This window comes from Corynebacterium sp. ZY180755 (genome assembly GCF_054331495.1).
Window position 1 is genome coordinate 2,150,104 of sequence record NZ_CM135811.1, and the last position, 17,736, is coordinate 2,167,839.

Sequence of the window (17,736 nt, forward strand, 5' to 3'; positions counted from 1 at the left end):
TAGTTCCTCATGAGCGAAAACATTAATCCAGCATCTGATACTCCAGCTGATGCTGCTGCCGCTGGCCAGCAGCCAAACGTTAACCTCACCGGCGATGACGCTGTAGCTCGCGCGGCTGAGCAGTGGAAGGGCACCTCTGCCCGCAACATTCCGGGCTTGGGCGAGCTTCCCATTGCGGATGATACCGCTAACCTGCGTGAGGGCCCATCCCTCAACGATGGCCTCCTCGCCCTGCTGCCTCTGATCGGTGTGTGGCGTGGCTCTGGTCAGGCGGATACTCCCGATAAGGGCCAGTACGCGTTCGGCCAGGAGATTGTGTTCTCTCACGATGGCGAGAACTACATTAAGTTTGAGTCCCGCACCTGGAAGTTGGACGATGAGGGTAACGCAGTTGGCCCAGACGAGCGTGAAGTGGGCTTCTGGCGCATCAACTTGGAGGACGAGATTGAGGTTGTCGTCACCCACGCTTCCGGCGCGGTGGAGATCTACTACGGCCAGCCGGTGAACGAGCGTGCTTGGCAGGTTGAGTCTGCTTCCACCATGGTTACTGCTACCGGCCCAGCTAACTTGGGCCCAGGTCGTCGCCTGTACGGTTTGATGCCTAACAATAACCTGGGTTGGGTGGATGAGCGCCTGATGGGTGAGGATATGCACCCACGCATGTCCGCTGAGCTTCAGCGCGTGATCGGCTAATTCGTCGTATGAGAATGCCCTGCTACCAATCATCAACGAGCAAGGTAGCAGGGCTTTTTGTTACTGGCTGAGTGCGTTGGTGATGAGTTGTTTGATCTCTGCTTCGTTGTCCGGCTTGGGTAGCTTCTTGTCATTTAGCCGCCGAACGCGGGTGGCCATGCGTACTGAGCTGACCAGCCAGACGGAGTCTGCTTTCTCTAGGTCTTCGATGTAGAGGGTTTTGCCTTTGCACCGCCATCCGTGTTGGGAGGCATATTCGAATAGGGCTGCTTGTGTGGTTCCTGCGAGTACACCGTTTCCTGGGGTCGGGGTGCGCAGCTTGTCGCCGCGTACGATTACCACGGTGGAGGTGGCTCCTTCTAGGATGCGCTCGCCTTCTTTGGTTTCTTCCGTGAAGATGACGTCATCGTAGTCGTGTGACTTCGCCCAGCGCAGTGCCGCCATGTTGGCGGCGTAGTTGAGCGTTTTTGCTCCCACGATGGCCCATGGCGGGGTGGGGTTGTCTTTTCCGCCTGGTTCTTCACTTGGTGCGGTAGGCAGGCCGGTGTTGAGCACGTAGCCGCGCGGGCTGGTGAGGACCTTGACGCCTTCTTGGCGTTGGTGGAGTGTTGTTTCTGGTACTGCGGTGACGGTGAGCCAGGCTGTTGGCACTTGGGTGGATTCACGGCCGCGGGAGTAGGTCCAGGTGCATTTGGCGTCGCCGTCGGAGATTTTGTTCCATTTTTCTACGGCTTCGTTGGTTGCTGAGCGCCAGTAGTCGAGGGATGGTTCAGGTAGGTCTAGTAGTTTGGCTGATTTTTTGAATCGCTCCGCGTGGCGGTCGAAGTTTGCTATTTTTCCGCCGGTGATGAGGAGTGTTTCGAAGACGCCGTCACCGCGTGTGACGAGGGCGTCGTCCCAGAACACGAGCGGGAGTTGTGCTCGGTGATCACGGATTGAGCCGCCAAATGGCTCAACGGCAATGATGATTGGTTCTGGTGTTGGATTCTGCGCAGCCATACTTAGAATTATGCCCCTTTGCTGGTTGTTGCGTGACCGTTGTGAGCAAATCTCCCGTCTTTGTTAAATCACTATGATGGGTCATTATGGCTGACTATTCTTCTGACTTGCTTGTTCTTAGTGGCGCAGCTGCCCCTCATGGTGATGAGGATCTTCCTGAGTACCGCGGGGTTGCGTGGCATTATGGTGACCCGTTGGTGGAGCAGCGGGCGTTTAGCATTGGCGCTGGTGTTGTCGATCGTTCTCACCGCAGGGTCATCAAGGTTGAGGGCGAAGATGCTGGCACGTTCTTGAATAATTTGCTGAGCCAGAAATTGGATTCGCTTTCCGACGCCCACACCGCCGCCTTGGATCTTGATCTCCACGGCCACGTCCTGCATCACATGGGCGTGCTTACGCACGCCGGGGTGTTTTATCTCGATGTTCCGGCGCCTCAGTTTGATTCGCTTTTTGATTATCTCACCAAGATGATTTTTTGGTCCAAGGTGGAGATCACGGAGGCGGACGTGGCCATCCTTACTCTGGTTGGCCCTGATCGCCCGAAGGCTCATGGGTTAGTGCGAGAGATGGTGGACTCGACGGACGTGTTTGTTCCCCGTTCTGAGCTCCTGTCCACGGCCAAAGCCTTTATTGCTGATGGTGTCAAGCCGGTGGGTTTGATGGCGTACACGGCTGAGCGCGTGAAGGCTCTTGTTCCGGAAATCGGAATTGATATGGATGAAAAGTCCATTCCTCATGAGTCCCCCGTCCTACTCAAGCAGGCGGTGCACCTGAATAAGGGCTGCTATCGCGGTCAGGAAACGGTTGCGCGCGTGGAAAATCTGGGGCGCTCGCCGCGTGCGCTGGTGATGGTGCATATTGATGGTTCTTCCCCTGAACAGCCGAAGCCGGGTGAGTCCATCACCTCCGGAGGCCGGAAGGTTGGCCGTATGGGCACGGTTGTGCACGATATGGATTACGGCCCTATTGCGCTCGCGCTGATCAAGCGCAGCTCTTTGAACGCACCCGAACTCCTCTGTGGTGTGACGGCACTATCCATCGACCCAGATTCTTTGCCTAAGGAGACGGGAATTCAGGCTGGCCGGGCTGCGATCAATAAGTTGAAGGGACTCTAGAGCGAAACCACTACTACCCACCTTAGGGGGAGAAAGTGAGGAAAACTCTTGGCGTTTCCGCAGGTCAATTGTCTGGGGAGACAAACGCGTGTGTTTACCGCTATTGTGTCTAACAGGAATATATTGAAATGAAGCCCACGGAGCATCTAAATTCCCAAGTTCGCTCCGCACATAACAAGGGGGTCATGCCATGGGTCGCGGTCGCGCGAAGGCAAAACAGACCAAGGTTGCACGTCAGTTGAAGTACAACACTCCAAACATGGATTTGGATTCGTTGCAGCGGGAGCTGGCGGGAAGTTCCCCTAGCGCTAAGGATCATGATCACGATTATGATGATCTTCCTTACGACGATCAGTACGCCGAGTACGCTGACTGGGATGAGGACGATTCCGCCTCTAAGTAATAACTAAAGAAAGCGAGGCCCTAGGGCCTCGCTTTTTTGTGTTTAGTAGTTCGGGTGGGCACCGCTGAGGATTACTTTGTCGGTGTCGTCGTCGCCAGCGTGGCGGATGGTGCCGAGTTCCCATGCATCAATGTGGCGGGCCGCCAGCATGGCCAGCGCGCGGTCGCGGTCCTTGGCGGAGACAACGGCCACCATGCCAACACCCATGTTGAAGGTCTTCTCCATCTCTTCGGTAGGCACTTTGCCCACGGATTCGATGTAGCGGAAGATTGGGCCTGGGGTCCAGGTGGCGCGGGACATCTCGCACACCAGGCCGTCGGGGATGATACGAACCATGTTGCCTACTAGGCCACCACCGGTGACGTGGCAGAAGGTGTGGACTTCGCATTCATCGGCGAGTGCGAGGCAGTCGAGGGCGTAGATCTTGGTTGGCTCCAGCATTTCCTCACCAAGGGTGCGGCCCAGTTCCTCCACGTGGCCGTCCAGCGGCAGGCCTGCCTTGTCCAGCAGGACGTGGCGGGCTAGTGAGTAGCCGTTGGAGTGCAGGCCGGATGATGCCATACCGATGACGACGTCCCCGGCGCGGACCTTGTCTGGGCCGAGGAGCTCGTCTGCCTCGACTACGCCCACGGCGGTGGCGGATACGTCGTAGTCACCTGGCTCCATCACGCCTGGGTGTTCAGCGGTCTCGCCGCCCAGCAGGGCGCATCCCGCTTGGACGCAGCCCTCTGCGATGCCGGATACGATCTGTGCGACGTGCTCTGGCACTACCTTGCCGATGGCAATGTAGTCCTGCAGAAACAGCGGCTCTGCGCCACACACGACTAGGTCGTCCACGCACATGGCAACGAGGTCGATGCCGATGGTGTCGTGCTTGTCCATTGCCTGCGCAACGGCGAGCTTGGTGCCCACGCCGTCGGAGCCTGCAGCTAGCAGGGGTTCGCGGTACTTCCCCAGCGCGAACAGGCCGGCAAAGCCGCCTAGTCCGCCGCGTACTTCTGGGCGGGTAGCTTTCTTGGCTAGTGGCGCGAACAGTTCAACAGCCTTGTCGCCGGCTTCGATGTCTACGCCAGCGGCCGCGTAGGAAACTGAAGTGTCCTTGTTCTCAGTCATGTAAAAGTGTTCCTTGATTGTGGTTATTACTATTCGACGCCACCACAGGATCCGCGCTTGAGCGCGGATACCAGTTCAGCGTTGTGGTTTCCTGCCGGCAGGCCCAGGGGGTACTCGCCGTCGAAGCATGCGCAGCACAGGTTTTCTCGCGGCTGCTGGGTTGCCTCTACCATTTGTTCCGTGGATACGAATCCCAGGGAGTCTGCGCCAATAGCGACGCACACGCTATCTACAATTTCTTTCTCGTTATCGCTGGTGACAGCGTTAGCGATGAGCTCGCCTGGGGATGCAAAATCAATGCCGTAGAAGCATGGCCACTTTACTGGTGGGCTGGCGATACGCACGTGAACTTCGGCGGCACCGGCTTCTCGCAGCATGCGGATCAGTGCACGCTGGGTGTTGCCTCTAACGATGGAATCGTCCACAACCACAAGCTTTTTGCCTTGGATTACTTCACGCAGCGGGTTGAGCTTGAGCCTGATGCCCAGCTGGCGGAGGGTGTCAGATGGCTGAATGAAGGTGCGCCCCACGTAAGCGTTCTTGACCAAGCCTTGGCCGAACGGGATGCCGGATGCCTGCGCGAAGCCAACGGCGGCGGGGTTACCGGATTCAGGAACTGGGATGACTAGGTCGCAGCCGTCGGCAGGATACTCCTTGGCTAGGCGACGGCCGATCTCTAGGCGGGACTCATTGACGTTGCGGCCGTTGATGGTGGAGTCTGGGCGGGCAAGGTAGACGTATTCGAAGACGCAGCCCTTTGGACGCGGCTTGGCAAACTTTTCGCTTCGCACACCGGACCCGTCAATAGCCACCAGCTCACCGGGCTCGATGGAGCGCACGAAGGATGCGCCCACGATGTCCAACGCGCAGGTCTCGGAGGCGATGACCCAGCCACGGTCTAGGCGGCCAAGGCACAGAGGGCGAACGCCCTCTGGGTCGCGGGCCGCGTACAGCGTGTGGCCGTCGGTGATGGTGAGGCAGAACGCGCCGTTCATGCGCGGCAGTAGTTGCTGGAGGCTTCCGTACAGGGAACCTGAGGTCTTGATGCCGTCGGAAAGCAAAGCCGTCATGACATCTGAGTCGGATGGGCGCTTGTCCTTGTTTACCAGGTTTTTCTCGGCGGCCTCATCGAGCAGCTGGAGGTAATTTACCAAGTTGCCGTTGTGGCACAGTGCCACGTCTGTGCCGTCGGCTGCCACGCGAAACATTGGCTGGGAGTTCTCCCACGTCACTCCGCCTGCTGTGGAGTAACGGGTGTGACCAACAGCCACGTCGCCTTTCAGTGACTCAAGGATCTGCTCATCAAAAATTTGGGAAACGAGGCCCAGGTCCTTGAATACTACGACTTGATCTCCGTCACCTACAGCGATGCCAGCAGCCTCTTGGCCGCGGTGCTGCAGTGCGAATAGTCCGAAATAGGTGAGCTTGGAAACTTCTTCGCCGGGTGCCCAGACACCAAAGACGCCGCATTCTTCGCGTGGTGCTTGTTCACCAAGATCGTCGAAGGCGGATGCAGGCGTCAACGTGCCACTAGCTTTCGGCTTATCTGTATATGCCACGGGGACAATGCTAGTGCCTTTGGTGGCGTGGAACAATCAATTTTTCGAAGTCTACTAGCCCCTGTTTATAACCAGTGAGGTGGCGCATTTCCTACCAGAAAAGGGCTGCACCGTGATGCAACCCAGTTCAGATAACATTTTTCTACAGGTACTAACCAGCCACCGAGGTCCCCAGCACCATGCCCAGGACGTAGGTGACTTCAAAGGCCAACGCACCGCCAATGACCAAGCGCGCTACAGAGCGCGTGTGGCTGCCCTCGGAGAACAGCGCAGACACAGTGCCGGTGATGGACAGGGTGAACAGCGCGGCAAGCAGCACCGAAATGACCCGCGCGCCCTCCGGAACAATCAGCACGACAAGCATTGGGATGATCGCGCCCGCCACGAAGGCTATTGCCGACGCCGCTGCGGCCACCCACGGGTTGGTGTACTCGCCTTCCTCAATGCCCAGCTCCAGCTCTAGGTGTGCACCGAGCTCGTCGTAGCTGCGCATCTGTTCGGCGGCTGCCTCAGCAGTGGGGCGCTCGACGCCTTTGCGCATGAGGATCCGTACCAGTTCCTCGTGCTCCGCCTCCGGCCTATTGGCCAGCTCCCAGCGCTGCCGCTCCACGAGGGCCTTCTCCGTGTCGCGCTGCGCGGAAACGGACACGTACTCACCCAGCGCCATGGAAACCGCGCCGGAGATCACCGCGGCGGTGCCTGCGGTGAGCAGCTCCCTGCTTCCGGCTCCCGCCGCGGCCACGCCGGTGAGCAGACCGGCAACGGAGACAATGCCGTCATTGGCGCCCAGCACCCCGGCGCGCAGCCAGTTGAGCTTGCTGCCAATTTTTGTCATGCTCTGCTCCGCGTATGTGTATGCGGGAGCAGCTGTGGTGTTGCTCATTGGGATCCCTCTTTTCCGTTCGGCTCGATCCGGACAAGTTCCACGCGCCGTGAGTTCTTGTGCTGTTACTAGAAATTGTGGCACCAAAAGAAAAGAGTTGCACCCAAGCCAATCCTTACCTAAATACCCCTCTAGCTGGGCTTTTTTAGGTTAGGGTAAGCAACGATGGGCAGCCACGTGGCCACTTCGTGGGCGCGCGTTCCAGACGCATCGATCTTGGGATTGCCCGCAAATTCCTCGGCCCCCACGGCCACGCGTAGCCACGTGAGTGGTTCCATTTCCACGATGTTGGGCGGTGTGCCGCGCGTGTGCTTGGGTCCCTCAATGCACTGAACTGCGACAAAAGGAGGTACGCGCACCTCTACGGTGTGCCCCGGCGCGTCATGTTCCAGTGCGCGGACGCTGCGGCGGACGGCGTCGGCAAGCAGGGGGCGGCTGGGTCGCGGTGTGTTTTCTGGGTCCATGACCCAGTCAATGACCGCTTGGAGCGCTGAGCGAAGTTTCGCGCTGTCATGATTACTTTTTGCCATGGGATTGATCCTAGCGTGGCAGAAATCACTATTGTTTATCCTATGACTACTTCTTCCCGCTCGCCTGAGATGACTCTTCGCTTCCTCGCTGCCCCTACTGATGTGATCATGGCCGGTGCCCATGGTGTGTCCGGTGGGCGCGTGTTGGAGTGGATCGATAAGGCCGCATACGCCTGCGCCGTGCAGTGGTCAGGTACCTACTGCGTGACCGCTTATGTGGGGCACATTCACTTCACTCGCCCCATTCCGTCGGGGCACCTCGTGGAGGTGCGTTCGCGCATTGCGCTCACCGGCAACTCCTCCATGCACATTGTCAACGAGGTCTTTTCTGCCGACCCACGAGAGGGCATCTTCACCCGCGCCTGCGATTGCCTGGTCATCTTCGTAGCCAAGGATCCAGAGACCGGAAGGCCAACGAAGGTGCCCACCTTTGAGCCTGCCGACGCAGAACAGGCCCGCGTCCATGACGCGGCCAAGTCCCGCATCGCACTACGCAACGCCATTGAGGCAGAGATGGAAAAGCAGACCTACGACGGCCCTTCCGACGCACCGCGTCTGATCAACCGCTTCCTTGCCAAGCCAACTGACGTCAACTGGGGCGGTAAAGTCCACGGCGGCACGGCAATGGAGTGGATCGATGAGGCCGGCGCGGCCTGCACCATGGAGTACTCAGGCGAGTACACAGTGGCTGTGTACGCGGGCGGCATCCGTTTCTACCGCCCTATCCAGATCGGTGACCTCATCGAGGTAGATGCCCGCATGATGCGCGCAGATGCCCGCAGTATGCAGATGAGCGTCCACGTGCGTTCAGGCGACCCAAAGGGTGGCCGTAACCACCTGGAAACTGCCATCCACGCGACGATCACGTACCTTTCCATGGACGAAAACTCCCAGCCGCTGCCAGCTCGTCCATTTACCCCTATGACCGAGGAGGACAAGCGCCTTGCCGAGCATGCAGCAACCCTCCGCAAGCTGCGCGGTGAATTCGCCCCTAAGCCACTTGTGACGCGCAGCATCGCCCAGCACTTAAATTAGCGTTCTTTCATTTTTCTGGAGATTGGTTCGAGGGACAACCACAATGGTGTGTATCGAACCAATCGAAAGGAAAAACAGTGAAGAAATTCATCATTGCAACCGCGTCCTCCGTCATGGCCTTGGGCCTTATGACTGCGTGCTCCGATTCCGGCAGCTCAGCCCCAGTTACTGTTACCGAGACCCCAGCGCCTGTGACCGAGACCGTCACCGAAAAGGCCGAGGCTACCGCAGATGAGACCGCCACCAAGGATGCAGCGGCACCGGCATCCAAGGATCAGAAGGAGCAGCGCGGTGTTGAGCGCCCGAAGGACGTTCCTTCCTCCGTCTCCAGCTACTCCACCGAGGCAGAGCGAGAGATGACCGAGGAAGGCCTCACCGAGGCCGATGTGGACTCTGTTGTTAAGGCTGCAGTAGACGGTGAGGCCCGCGTTGACTGGGATGGCGACGGCTACTTCGAGCTAGAGCACCAGGGCATTGACATCGACATCACCCCAGAGGGCAAGGTCCTGGACGTCAGCCGCTAAAGGAAAAACAATCCCACTGCACACTGTGCAGTGGGATTTTTTGTTGGGTTTAGTGTGCACCCACCACCGCGATCCAGATGGCAACCAGGTGCACCACGGCGGCCACGATCGTCGCGGCGTGGAAGACCTCATGGTATCCAACAACTTTGGCCTCGCGGCCTGGCCAGCGGAAGCCGTAGGTCATGGCACCGGCCGTATAAACCAGGCCACCGGCAACGAGGAGCCAGACCACAGCTGGCCCAGCGTTCTCCCAGAGCTGCGGCGCCAACGGAATGATCAACCAGCCAAGAGCGAGGTAGACCACCACGTCCAGCCAGCGTGGATGATTGATCCAGACCATGTTGAGGAAAACGCCCGCTATCGCACCCGCCCAAGCTACAACCAGAAGCCAGGGATGGTCAGGCAGCGCGATCAGGCATAGCGGTGTGTAGGTGGAGGCAATAAAAATAGCGATGGTGGCGTGATCCGCTCTGCGCCACCACGTAATGGTTCGGAGGGTTTTCCACGGGCCACGGTGATACGCAGCTGATACACCGAACAACACGATGAGCCCGAGCGCGTAGACGAGCACGCCCATCCCCTGCTGCCAGGGCAGTGTCATGAAGCCGTAGGTGGTCAGCACAGATCCTGATATCACTGACAGCCACGCCGCCACGAGGTGGAACCAGCCACGAGTGATCGGACGGGGACCACGATCATAGATCTGCCGAGTAAGCGTTATTAGGCCTTGTTCCATGACACAGATCATAACTTACGACCCCGTAGGTAGAAAGCTTTATTTCCGTTCGCACGATGAGTCACTACCCCCAATGCCAAGAAAAGAAGGCACCTCAACCCAGACCAGCAATGAGCACACGCGAGAACAACGGCACAGAGATCAGGCAGATTTAAGGATCTGCACAGGCCAAAAGGACTAAGGACTCCCCCCGTGGGTGTAAAAAGCCACGGTAAGTTCCGTATCAGGTGCTCAGTAACGATCAAATCACGGTGACATCCATGCTAGGGTTGCCATGTGTTTAGCAAGATCGCCTCTCAAAAAATCATCAAAGCAGCAGCTGCCGTCTGCACAGCCCTAGCATGCACCCTCGCCCCAGTAACGGCGAGCGCGCAGTCCACGTTGCCTCCAGAGGGCTTCAACGAGCCATGGCGTGGAAACACGCCTCACGTTGTATCAAAGACCCACATCGCCGGTAACCACTGGAAGCTGAAAGTGTGGTCACCTGCCAACAGGCGCGTAGTTACCAACAACGTCCTAGTGGCGGCAGGCACTGCGCCACGCGGCTCCCTGTACTTGCTACCAGGCATTCAGGGTGGCCTGCGCGGTTTGAACTGGATGACCCACACTGACGTTGCTCGCTGGTCTGCCAACAAGAACGTCAACATTGTGATGCCACTGGGCGGCAACTCTTCCCTGTACACGGACTGGAATTCCTACGATCCAATCCTGGGCACCAACAAGTGGAACACCTACATGACCCGTGAGCTACCTCCGATCATTGACAAGACCTTCCACGGCAACGGTCGCGACGCTATCGCGGGCTTGTCCTCCACCGGTGGCGCCGCTTTGGACATTGCTGGCGACGATAAGAAACGCTTCAAAGCCGCAGCATCCTTCTCCGGTTGCCCTGTTCGCTCCGGCCCGCTGGGTGGCACCGTGTCCACTGCCTTGATGGCCTACGGTGGCGGCAGCTCCCAGAACGCATGGGGACTGCCAGGCCACCCCGACTGGATTAAGCACGACCCAGCAGCACACCCAGGTGAGCTGCGCGGCACCAAGGTGTTCATCGGCTCCGCCACCGGCAAGCCGGGCGCCATCGACCGCACCAACTCACCTGGTCAGTACTTTGGGCCTTCCCAGATTGAAGCACTGTTCAACGAATGCTCCAACCAATACACCCGCAAGGCCCGTGCAGCCGGTGTGGACGTCCACCGCTACATTTCCCCTACCGGTTCCCACAGCTTCGGCCTGTTTGAGCACCAGCTGAAGCTCAGCTGGAACACCACCATCAAACCGGCAATCGGCTAAAGATTCCCAGCGCTTTAAGGGAGGAGGGCAATGCCCTCCTCCCTTACTTATTTCCCCGGCTCTACGAAAGCACCCAGCAAATTTTTAACTTTAGAATCTCCGGATCGGTTTTGTTTCCAAAGCGCCAGCTAACACCGGCTAACTGGAAATGACTGTGTTTTCAGCTGACTTTCAGGGATGAGCGTTATCAGCGTTACCGCAGGTGGCCAAATGTGATCTGAATTTTATTCGGTTGATTTCTTTTCTGCCGAGTGGTTAACTTCGTTGTATCAGGTCTTCACCTGATCGGCATTCTTTATTGGTGATTGCTAGCCCTACTCGTGGGGGCTGTTAATCGTTAAGAATGTCGAGGGCCAATCTCTTGGATATGGCCTCCCTTTCCCAAGGGAAACGCTGTGGGACGTTGAGGGGCGTCATTAACTGCAGCACAATCCAAGGTGCATGAGATTCCTTTCGAGAGACATCCTTTCTTTCAAAAGGAGATGGCCCCAGCTTTTGCTGGGGCCATTTTCATATCTTTTATGGGTTAAGTAGCAAAAAGCGTTTCTGGTTTGGCGTGTTGGATTATGTGCCGAAGTGGCGCCCTGAGAGCAATAGCAACGCTTGACGCTGTAGCGCTACTTATCGTTGAGGTAGTCCACGACAAGGTTTTCAATGATCTGGGAAACGTTAGCCCGCTTCTTCCACACTGCGGATCTTCACCTTCTTCCGGGAATCGTCCGGCAGATAGATCGTGGTGCGACGAGTCAGCGCCGTTTCTTTTTTTGAAATCCGAAGCGGTGAGCATGTGTTGCAATAAAAAGGCTTCCAAGACGCCGATTACGGCAAACTTGGAAACTTTCTTCTTACCAGTGGCGGGGATCACCGCTGAGCCGGATACCACCTTTTACTATATGGGCATCTTTCGCCACACGGCCTGGCATCGGCCACATGGCCGAACCCCTGCAAGGTTTCGGGAGGGACATACAATGCCGGCCCCAGCCTAACGATTCTTATTTCGATTCTTCTGATAGTTTGTCGCAGCTAAAAAGGTACTAGCCGCTCCAACCAAGGCACAGCAGCCCGAGCTAATCAGAACCGCCGTCGACGGGTCAGAAAGGGAAATCGTAAAAGCAAAAACGCCAACGCCTATCACCAGTGCAATCAGAGCTACAGACAACAATATTGCATCACGCATACTTTCCTCACAATCTCGTAGATACTGAAGGCTTATTGTCCGCTACATTCAGCGGCCGTAGCACCAACACCACCAGCTATTCCTGAAGCTGCAGCAATTGAAGTTCGAGTCTTAGCAGTCAAAAAACCACCCTTATTGGATTCGGATATCTGACTGTTCCCAGAGTAGGGACTTACTCTCACTAAAGACATCGACTGCCATTAACTTTATGGAAAAAGTACACATCCTTAATGGCTTCGAGACAAAACCCAAAGTATTGCTTCAGATATTCTTTAAAAACTGAAAATATCCTAGCTGTGACTGTGTACCTGACTTAGCTCCAGGAGTTTGCCCATATGCCTCGATGGACACTTCCTGACCTGAACTGCGCACTCCCCGCAGGCCTACGCACCCTCAGGTAACCTAAACCACGATTCCCAGACACACTTTTTGCTACTTAAACCGCCATTTTCATATCTTTTATGCGCGGGCGCGGTCGATCTCTTCCTCGATTGTCGGCCACAATCTACCCAAAATGTACTGCCATGTGATCACACCCAACAGACGGCGCTCGCCGTCGTCCGGTATCACCACGGCCAGCTGCTGGTTCTCAGCGCGCATCTTGTCCAAGGCCTCGTGGATGGTGGTGGACTGCGTTAGCACCAGAGCTTCCCTACTGAATTCCAGCGCCGTAGTACCAGGCGCGGCAAGCAGTGTGTCACGCACGTGTACAAAGCGCGGGGTCTCCCAGGTGTCATCGGACATGAGCACACGCATGTGGCCAATGCTGCGCGCGGTGTCCTGGACCTGGCTGACCGTTGCATGTGAATCCAGTATCACTGGGGCATCATCGTGAGCAATCGCCTCCCCCACGGTTGATGTCTCCAAAGCGATGACTCCAGTGATCTGGGAGGCGGATTCCTCATCCAGTGTTCCAGTGTCTCGGGAGTGATCAACAAGGCGCTGCAGGGTGTTGGCGTCATAACCACTAGCTGACGCGGACTCCACTGGGGTCTCACCCGCCTTGCGCACCAATGCGTTTGCCATGTGGTTAATCCATGACAGCAGAGGGCGGAAGAGGGCGATGAACCCGCGCGCGGGGATGGCGATGATCTTGATGGCAGACTCAGGGTGCGCAATCGCCCACGATTTAGGAGCCATCTCACCCACTACTAGGTGAAGGAAGGTGACAATAAACAGGGCCAGCAAGAAGCTCAGCGCGTCTGCCACACCTTCTGGGATTGGTAGTGCCTCGAAAACAGGCATGAGTAGGTGGTGCACCCACGGTTTGGTGATAGCGCCAAGAGCGAAGGTGGCTGCCGTGATGCCCAGTTGTGCACCCGCGAGCATGAGCGTGAGCTCATTTAAAGAGCGCAGTGCTGCGCGGGAGCTCGCGGAGGACTCCGCGGTTTCTTCCAGGCGATTGCGTCGTGCGGCAAGGAGGGAAAATTCAATGATCACGAAGAAGCCGGAAAGAACAATGATTCCGATGGTGATCAGCAAGGATGCGATCCAACTCATTTACTTCTCCTCCTCTTCTGGCTTAGTTTCCACCAATTCAAGGTGAACCTTGGCTGGTACGTTTCGGTCAATTTCGTGGATTTCTACGCGCAGCTGGCGCGTGGGGGCATCCTCGCCTTCCACGTAGTCCTCTGGCTCCGCCTCCAGCGGAATCTCATGAACGTCGCCTTCTTCTACCAATGCACCCGCGTGAGAGAGGATCAGGCCGGAGACTGTTTCAAAGTCGCCTTCTGGCAGCTCGTGTCCGATCGCGCGTTCAATCTCATCAATTGGGGTATCGCCTTCAACCAGCCACTCGTCCTCATCGGTGATGGTGATGTCTTCGGACTCTGGTTGATCGTGTTCGTCGGTGACATCTCCCAAAATTTCCTCGGCTAGGTCTTCGACCGTGATGATGCCGATGAAGCCGCCGTACTCGTCAATCACGCAGGCGAGTTTCTCGCCTGCGTTCTGCAGCGCGGTTACTGCGTCGGGCAGGCTCATGAGCTCGGTGAGCACCACGGGGTCACGCATGATGGTTTTCACTGGCGCCTCGGCGTCCGCGTTGTGATCGAGTACGTCAATCAGGTGAACTACTCCCACTGGGCTGTGTTCATCATCGATCACTGGGTACCGCGTGTGCTGCGTAGCCATCATGCGACGGACGTCTTCAATGCTCGTTTCCGGATCCACCACGTCCGTGCGCGAACGCGGGATCATGGCGTGCTCGACGTCGTGGTCTGGGAAATCCAACAGGCGGTCGAGAACGAGGAAGGTGTGGTCGTCTAGGTCGCCAGACTCCTTGGAGTTGGCAACGATGTGCCCCAGGTCCTCAGCCGTTGCCGTGGAGTCAACATCTTCCACTGGCTCAATCCCTACTGCCTTGAGTAGGGCATTGGAGGAGGCGTCAAAGAACTTGATCAGTGGGCCAAAGATCAGGAGGTAGATTTTGGTGGATTTAGCCAGCGCTAGGGAGGATTTCATGGGCGCAGCGATGGTGTAGTTCTTGGGGAACAGTTCACCAAAGACCATCTGCACCACGGTGGAGATCGCCAGCGCAGCGGTGGTGCCAATAGCAACCGACACGGCAACGGGGATACCCGTACCGCCGAGCAATTGGCCAATGGCTTCACCCACGAGGGGTTCAGCCACAAAGCCCACAAGCAGTCCGGTGACAGTGATGCCCAGCTGGGCGCCGGAGAGCATGAAGGATGTGCGCTGAGTAATGCCGAGCGCAGCGTGGGCTTGTTCATCGCCTTGATCGGCACGGGCGCGAAGCTCCGTGCGGTCCACAGACATGTAGGCGAATTCCTGGGCAACAAAGTAGCCGTTGGCCACGATAATGACTGCGATGACAAGAAGGCCCAGGAGGAGCAGGAGAACAGCGGAAATCATTGCTTAGCTCACCTGCCCTTTCACTTCTTGACGGCAGGTGAGCTTGGTCGCTCGATATTTAGGCGACGTAGGTTCCGGGGGCTCCAATGTAAGAATTTTCTCCTTGAACTCGGGTACTAGAAAAGTAATGACAGTCTAGCAATACTTTTGCGCCAGAATCCATCGCAGATGCCCCTGTTTACCTAGTGTTTACTTACACCGGCAGGATGGGGTCGAGCTCGTTGAAGATCTCCATGTCTTCCGGATCTACCTTGGATGGGAAGCGTGCTACCACTTCCCCTTCCGGTGAGACGAGGAACTTCTCAAAGTTCCAAGCGATGTCCTCCCCGCCGGTCTGCTCCTTCAGGTACTTAAACAAAGGCGTTGCCTCTTCACCGTTGACGTCACCTTTTTCCAGCAACGGGAACTGCACCCCAAAATTAACCTGGCAAAACTGGGCGATCTCTTCATCGCTGCCTGGTTCTTGTCCACCAAACTGGTTGCATGGTTGGGCAAGAACAAACAGTCCGCGAGGGGCAAGGTCCTCGAATAGTTTCTGGAGGCCCTCGTATTGCTCGGTGAAGCCACACTCGCTGGCGGTGTTGACGATCAACAGCGCGTGCCCCTGCCAATCGGCCATGGTGGTCTCACGGCCGTCGGCCATGGTCACTGGGATATCGTAGAAGCTCATTTACTGTTCCTTTCCAGTAGCTTGGTTAATCAGCCACGCCCACTCGAACGCTGTCTGGCGCCACTTTTCGTAGCGCCCAGATACGCCGCCGTGGCCGGCTGCCATCTCGGTCTTGAGGTAGAAGTTTCCACCGGTAGCGGTCGCACGAAGCTTCGCAATCCACTTGGCTGGCTCCACGTATAACACGCGGGTGTCGTTGATGGAGGTGGTAGCCAGAATGTTTGGGTAGTCCTTGGCCTCAACGTTTTCGTATGGGGCGTAGGAGGCCATGTAGTCATAGATTTCGCGCTCGTGGAGCGGGTCACCCCATTCATCCCACTCGCCGATGGTCAATGGGAGCTCCGGCTTGAGCATGGAGGTGAGGGGATCCACAAACGGCACCACGGCGAGGATGGCCTTGAACTTCTCAGGCGCCATGTTGGCCACGGCACCCATGAGCAGACCGCCGGCGGATCCACCTTCCGCTACCAGCATCTCTGGGCTGGTGACGCGCTTGTTCAACAGATCCTCTGCTACGTCAATAAAGTCTGTGAAAGTGTTCTTCTTGGTGGTTGTTTTACCCGTGTCGTACCAGCCACGGCCCATCTCGCCACCGCCGCGTACGTGGGCAACCGCGAAGATCATGCCGCGGTCCATGAGTGAGAGACGAGCAATTGAAAAACCGGGGTCAATGTTCGACTCGTAGGAGCCGTAGCCGTACAGCAGGGTTGGGTTCGGCTGCGTGGTGTCTAGATCCGCGCGGTGCACCAAGGAGACCGGAATCTTGATTCCGTCGCGCGCCGTCACCCACAGGCGCGATGAGGTGTAGTCCGCAGGAGTGAAATCGCCTTGAATTTCCCGTTCCTTGAGTTTGGTGCGCTCGCCGGTGGCAACGCGGTAGTCCCACACCTGGCTCGGGGTGGTAAAGGAGGTGTAGCCGAAGCGGAATACTGGCGCGTCCCACTCAGGGTTGCCCATGGACCCCACGGTGTAGAGTTCCTCGTCGAACTCCAGCTCTTCAAAGGTGGAGAATCCCTGGGTCAGGTCCATGACTGCGAGGCGCCCGATGGCGCCGGAACGGTAGCCCAGCAGCATGAAGTCGCGGTAGCAGTCAACGCCCTCGATGCGGACGTCGTCGCGGTGCGGCACCAACTCGTTGAGGTTGTCCAGCCCTAGGTCGCCTTCTTCGCGCCCTTCCACCGTGGTCCAGCCGACGGCCGAGTTCGGGCCGGTCTTGTTGTGGGTGACCACCCACACGTCTTCGCCCTCGATCACCGCGTGCTCGACGTCCACCTCAACGCCTGCTTCTCGACGGTGCAGGCAGCGCAGCTCACCCTCCGGCTCGTTCGCGTCCATGTACCACAGCTCAGTGGTCAGGCGCGAGCCTGACATAACGAAGAGGTACTTCTCGCTTCGGGTCATACCGACCCCGACGCTGAAGCGTTCGTCTTCGGTCTCTTGAAATACGAGAACGTCTTCGCTGGCGTCGGTGCCTACCTTGTGGCGCCATACGGTGTCGGAACGCCACGCGTCATCGACGCGCTGGTAGAACAGGTAATCCTCGCCGATCCAGGTGGCGCCGTAGTAGATGCCCTCGATGACGTCGTCAAGCAGCGTGCCGGTGTCTAGATCCTTGATTCGCAGCGTGAAACGCTCATCACCTGAGGTGTCCGTGGAGAAAGCGAGGTAGCGGCCGGAGGTGGTGATGGTCGATGCACCGAGGGAGAAGAAATCATGGCCCTCGGCCAACTCATTCATATCTAGAATGATCTGCTCGCCTTCTACGGGACCGTCCTCAGGGATCACTGGTGGCACCCACGCGTCCTCCCCTGGCTTGACGGGGATGCGGCAGGAGTAACCGTAGCTTTTCCCCTCCTCCGTGCGACCGTAGTACCAGAAGTTTCCGGAACGTACCGGCACGCTCATGGCGGTTTCTTTCACACGAGACTTGATCTCCTGGTAGATGTTCTCCCGCAGAGGCTCAAGGTGCGCGGTCTCCTGCTCCACATATTCATTTTCTGCGTTGAGGTGGTCCGTGGTTTCCTTGGACTCTTTCTCGCGCAACCACTCGTAGTTATCCACGAAGTCAATGCCGTGGACAGTGCGGGTGAAGGGATGAACTGGCGCTATCGGAGGATTCATGCTCATGAAGTCTC

16 protein-coding genes are annotated in these 17,736 nt (G+C 57.4%); 6 read left to right on the forward strand and 10 right to left on the reverse strand.

The annotated features are described in order from the left end of the window. Positions 1-9 precede the first annotated feature (9 nt). Complete coding sequence (locus ACXM2N_RS09845; protein WP_458488235.1) at positions 10-693, forward strand: FABP family protein; 684 nt, start codon at positions 10-12, stop codon at positions 691-693. Between the two features lie 60 nt (positions 694-753). Here the strand turns inward: ACXM2N_RS09845 and ACXM2N_RS09850 are convergent, their stop codons facing one another. Then, the gene (locus tag ACXM2N_RS09850) at positions 754-1,692 is read right to left on the reverse strand and encodes an aminodeoxychorismate lyase (protein WP_458488237.1); all 939 of its coding nucleotides are present in this window, start codon (positions 1,690-1,692) and stop codon (positions 754-756) included. A gap of 86 nt (positions 1,693-1,778) precedes the next feature. On the opposite strand from ACXM2N_RS09850, the gene ygfZ reads away from it, so the two are divergent. Together ygfZ and ACXM2N_RS09860 are read left to right on the forward strand one after the other, a co-directional pair. After that, positions 1,779-2,807: a CAF17-like 4Fe-4S cluster assembly/insertion protein YgfZ gene (ygfZ, locus tag ACXM2N_RS09855; RefSeq protein WP_458488239.1), complete on the forward strand. Its 1,029-nt coding sequence runs from the start codon at positions 1,779-1,781 to the stop codon at positions 2,805-2,807. 190 nt (positions 2,808-2,997) lie between these two features. Beyond that, positions 2,998-3,210, forward strand: coding sequence for a DUF3073 domain-containing protein (locus ACXM2N_RS09860; protein ID WP_458488241.1), 213 nt, complete (start codon positions 2,998-3,000; stop codon positions 3,208-3,210). Between the two features lie 42 nt (positions 3,211-3,252). On the opposite strand, the gene purM is transcribed toward ACXM2N_RS09860, so the two are convergent. From purM to ACXM2N_RS09880, 4 genes are all read right to left on the reverse strand, one after another. After that, entirely contained in the window at positions 3,253-4,323 is a 1,071-nt protein-coding gene (gene purM, locus ACXM2N_RS09865; RefSeq protein WP_458488243.1) for a phosphoribosylformylglycinamidine cyclo-ligase, read from the reverse strand. Positions 4,324-4,352: 29 nt separating this feature from the next. Continuing rightward, on the reverse strand, positions 4,353-5,882 hold the full coding sequence (purF, locus tag ACXM2N_RS09870; protein WP_458488245.1) for an amidophosphoribosyltransferase: 1,530 nt from the start codon (positions 5,880-5,882) through the stop codon (positions 4,353-4,355). A gap of 151 nt (positions 5,883-6,033) precedes the next feature. Further along, positions 6,034-6,765 carry a VIT1/CCC1 transporter family protein gene (locus ACXM2N_RS09875; RefSeq protein ID WP_458488247.1) on the reverse strand — a complete coding sequence of 244 codons (732 nt, stop codon included), beginning with the start codon at positions 6,763-6,765 and terminating at the stop codon, positions 6,034-6,036. A gap of 131 nt (positions 6,766-6,896) precedes the next feature. After that, the gene (locus ACXM2N_RS09880) at positions 6,897-7,295 is read right to left on the reverse strand and encodes a sterol carrier family protein (RefSeq protein ID WP_458488249.1); all 399 of its coding nucleotides are present in this window, start codon (positions 7,293-7,295) and stop codon (positions 6,897-6,899) included. A gap of 42 nt (positions 7,296-7,337) precedes the next feature. On the opposite strand from ACXM2N_RS09880, the gene ACXM2N_RS09885 reads away from it, so the two are divergent. Together ACXM2N_RS09885 and ACXM2N_RS09890 are read left to right on the forward strand one after the other, a co-directional pair. Further along, positions 7,338-8,330 (forward strand): acyl-CoA thioesterase, encoded by a 993-nt coding sequence (locus ACXM2N_RS09885; protein WP_458488251.1) that lies wholly within the window; start codon positions 7,338-7,340, stop codon positions 8,328-8,330. Between the two features lie 77 nt (positions 8,331-8,407). Further along, on the forward strand, positions 8,408-8,854 hold the full coding sequence (locus tag ACXM2N_RS09890; protein ID WP_458488253.1) for a hypothetical protein: 447 nt from the start codon (positions 8,408-8,410) through the stop codon (positions 8,852-8,854). A gap of 49 nt (positions 8,855-8,903) precedes the next feature. Here the strand turns inward: ACXM2N_RS09890 and trhA are convergent, their stop codons facing one another. Further along, positions 8,904-9,590: a PAQR family membrane homeostasis protein TrhA gene (trhA, locus tag ACXM2N_RS09895; RefSeq protein ID WP_458488255.1), complete on the reverse strand. Its 687-nt coding sequence runs from the start codon at positions 9,588-9,590 to the stop codon at positions 8,904-8,906. A gap of 276 nt (positions 9,591-9,866) precedes the next feature. On the opposite strand from trhA, the gene ACXM2N_RS09900 reads away from it, so the two are divergent. Further along, positions 9,867-10,880 carry an alpha/beta hydrolase gene (locus ACXM2N_RS09900; protein ID WP_458488256.1) on the forward strand — a complete coding sequence of 338 codons (1,014 nt, stop codon included), beginning with the start codon at positions 9,867-9,869 and terminating at the stop codon, positions 10,878-10,880. Between the two features lie 1,636 nt (positions 10,881-12,516). Here the strand turns inward: ACXM2N_RS09900 and ACXM2N_RS09905 are convergent. From ACXM2N_RS09905 to ACXM2N_RS09920, 4 genes are all read right to left on the reverse strand, one after another. Then, on the reverse strand, positions 12,517-13,557 hold the full coding sequence (locus ACXM2N_RS09905; RefSeq protein WP_458488258.1) for a CNNM domain-containing protein: 1,041 nt from the start codon (positions 13,555-13,557) through the stop codon (positions 12,517-12,519). Then, positions 13,558-14,931 (reverse strand): hemolysin family protein, encoded by a 1,374-nt coding sequence (locus tag ACXM2N_RS09910; RefSeq protein ID WP_458488260.1) that lies wholly within the window; start codon positions 14,929-14,931, stop codon positions 13,558-13,560. A 193-nt stretch (positions 14,932-15,124) separates the two neighbouring features. Further along, complete coding sequence (locus tag ACXM2N_RS09915; protein WP_458488262.1) at positions 15,125-15,601, reverse strand: glutathione peroxidase; 477 nt, start codon at positions 15,599-15,601, stop codon at positions 15,125-15,127. Next, positions 15,602-17,722, reverse strand: coding sequence for a S9 family peptidase (locus ACXM2N_RS09920; RefSeq protein WP_458488264.1), 2,121 nt, complete (start codon positions 17,720-17,722; stop codon positions 15,602-15,604). Positions 17,723-17,736: the final 14 nt, after the last annotated feature.

Excerpts from the sequence above, each read along its gene's own strand:
- purM (WP_458488243.1), bottom strand. The coding sequence starts at position 4,323 with ATGACTGAGAACAAGGACACTTCAGTTTCCTACGCGGCCGCTGGCGTA.
- ACXM2N_RS09915 (WP_458488262.1), bottom strand. The coding sequence starts at position 15,601 with ATGAGCTTCTACGATATCCCAGTGACCATGGCCGACGGCCGTGAGACC.
- ACXM2N_RS09905 (WP_458488258.1), bottom strand. The coding sequence starts at position 13,557 with ATGAGTTGGATCGCATCCTTGCTGATCACCATCGGAATCATTGTTCTT.
- ACXM2N_RS09875 (WP_458488247.1), bottom strand. The coding sequence starts at position 6,765 with ATGAGCAACACCACAGCTGCTCCCGCATACACATACGCGGAGCAGAGC.
- ACXM2N_RS09885 (WP_458488251.1), top strand. The coding sequence starts at position 7,338 with ATGACTACTTCTTCCCGCTCGCCTGAGATGACTCTTCGCTTCCTCGCT.
- ACXM2N_RS09880 (WP_458488249.1), bottom strand. The coding sequence starts at position 7,295 with ATGGCAAAAAGTAATCATGACAGCGCGAAACTTCGCTCAGCGCTCCAA.
- ACXM2N_RS09910 (WP_458488260.1), bottom strand. The coding sequence starts at position 14,931 with ATGATTTCCGCTGTTCTCCTGCTCCTCCTGGGCCTTCTTGTCATCGCA.
- ACXM2N_RS09920 (WP_458488264.1), bottom strand. The coding sequence starts at position 17,722 with ATGAATCCTCCGATAGCGCCAGTTCATCCCTTCACCCGCACTGTCCAC.
- trhA (WP_458488255.1), bottom strand. The coding sequence starts at position 9,590 with ATGGAACAAGGCCTAATAACGCTTACTCGGCAGATCTATGATCGTGGT.
- ACXM2N_RS09850 (WP_458488237.1), bottom strand. The coding sequence starts at position 1,692 with ATGGCTGCGCAGAATCCAACACCAGAACCAATCATCATTGCCGTTGAG.
- ygfZ (WP_458488239.1), top strand. The coding sequence starts at position 1,779 with ATGGCTGACTATTCTTCTGACTTGCTTGTTCTTAGTGGCGCAGCTGCC.
- ACXM2N_RS09845 (WP_458488235.1), top strand. The coding sequence starts at position 10 with ATGAGCGAAAACATTAATCCAGCATCTGATACTCCAGCTGATGCTGCT.
- ACXM2N_RS09860 (WP_458488241.1), top strand. The coding sequence starts at position 2,998 with ATGGGTCGCGGTCGCGCGAAGGCAAAACAGACCAAGGTTGCACGTCAG.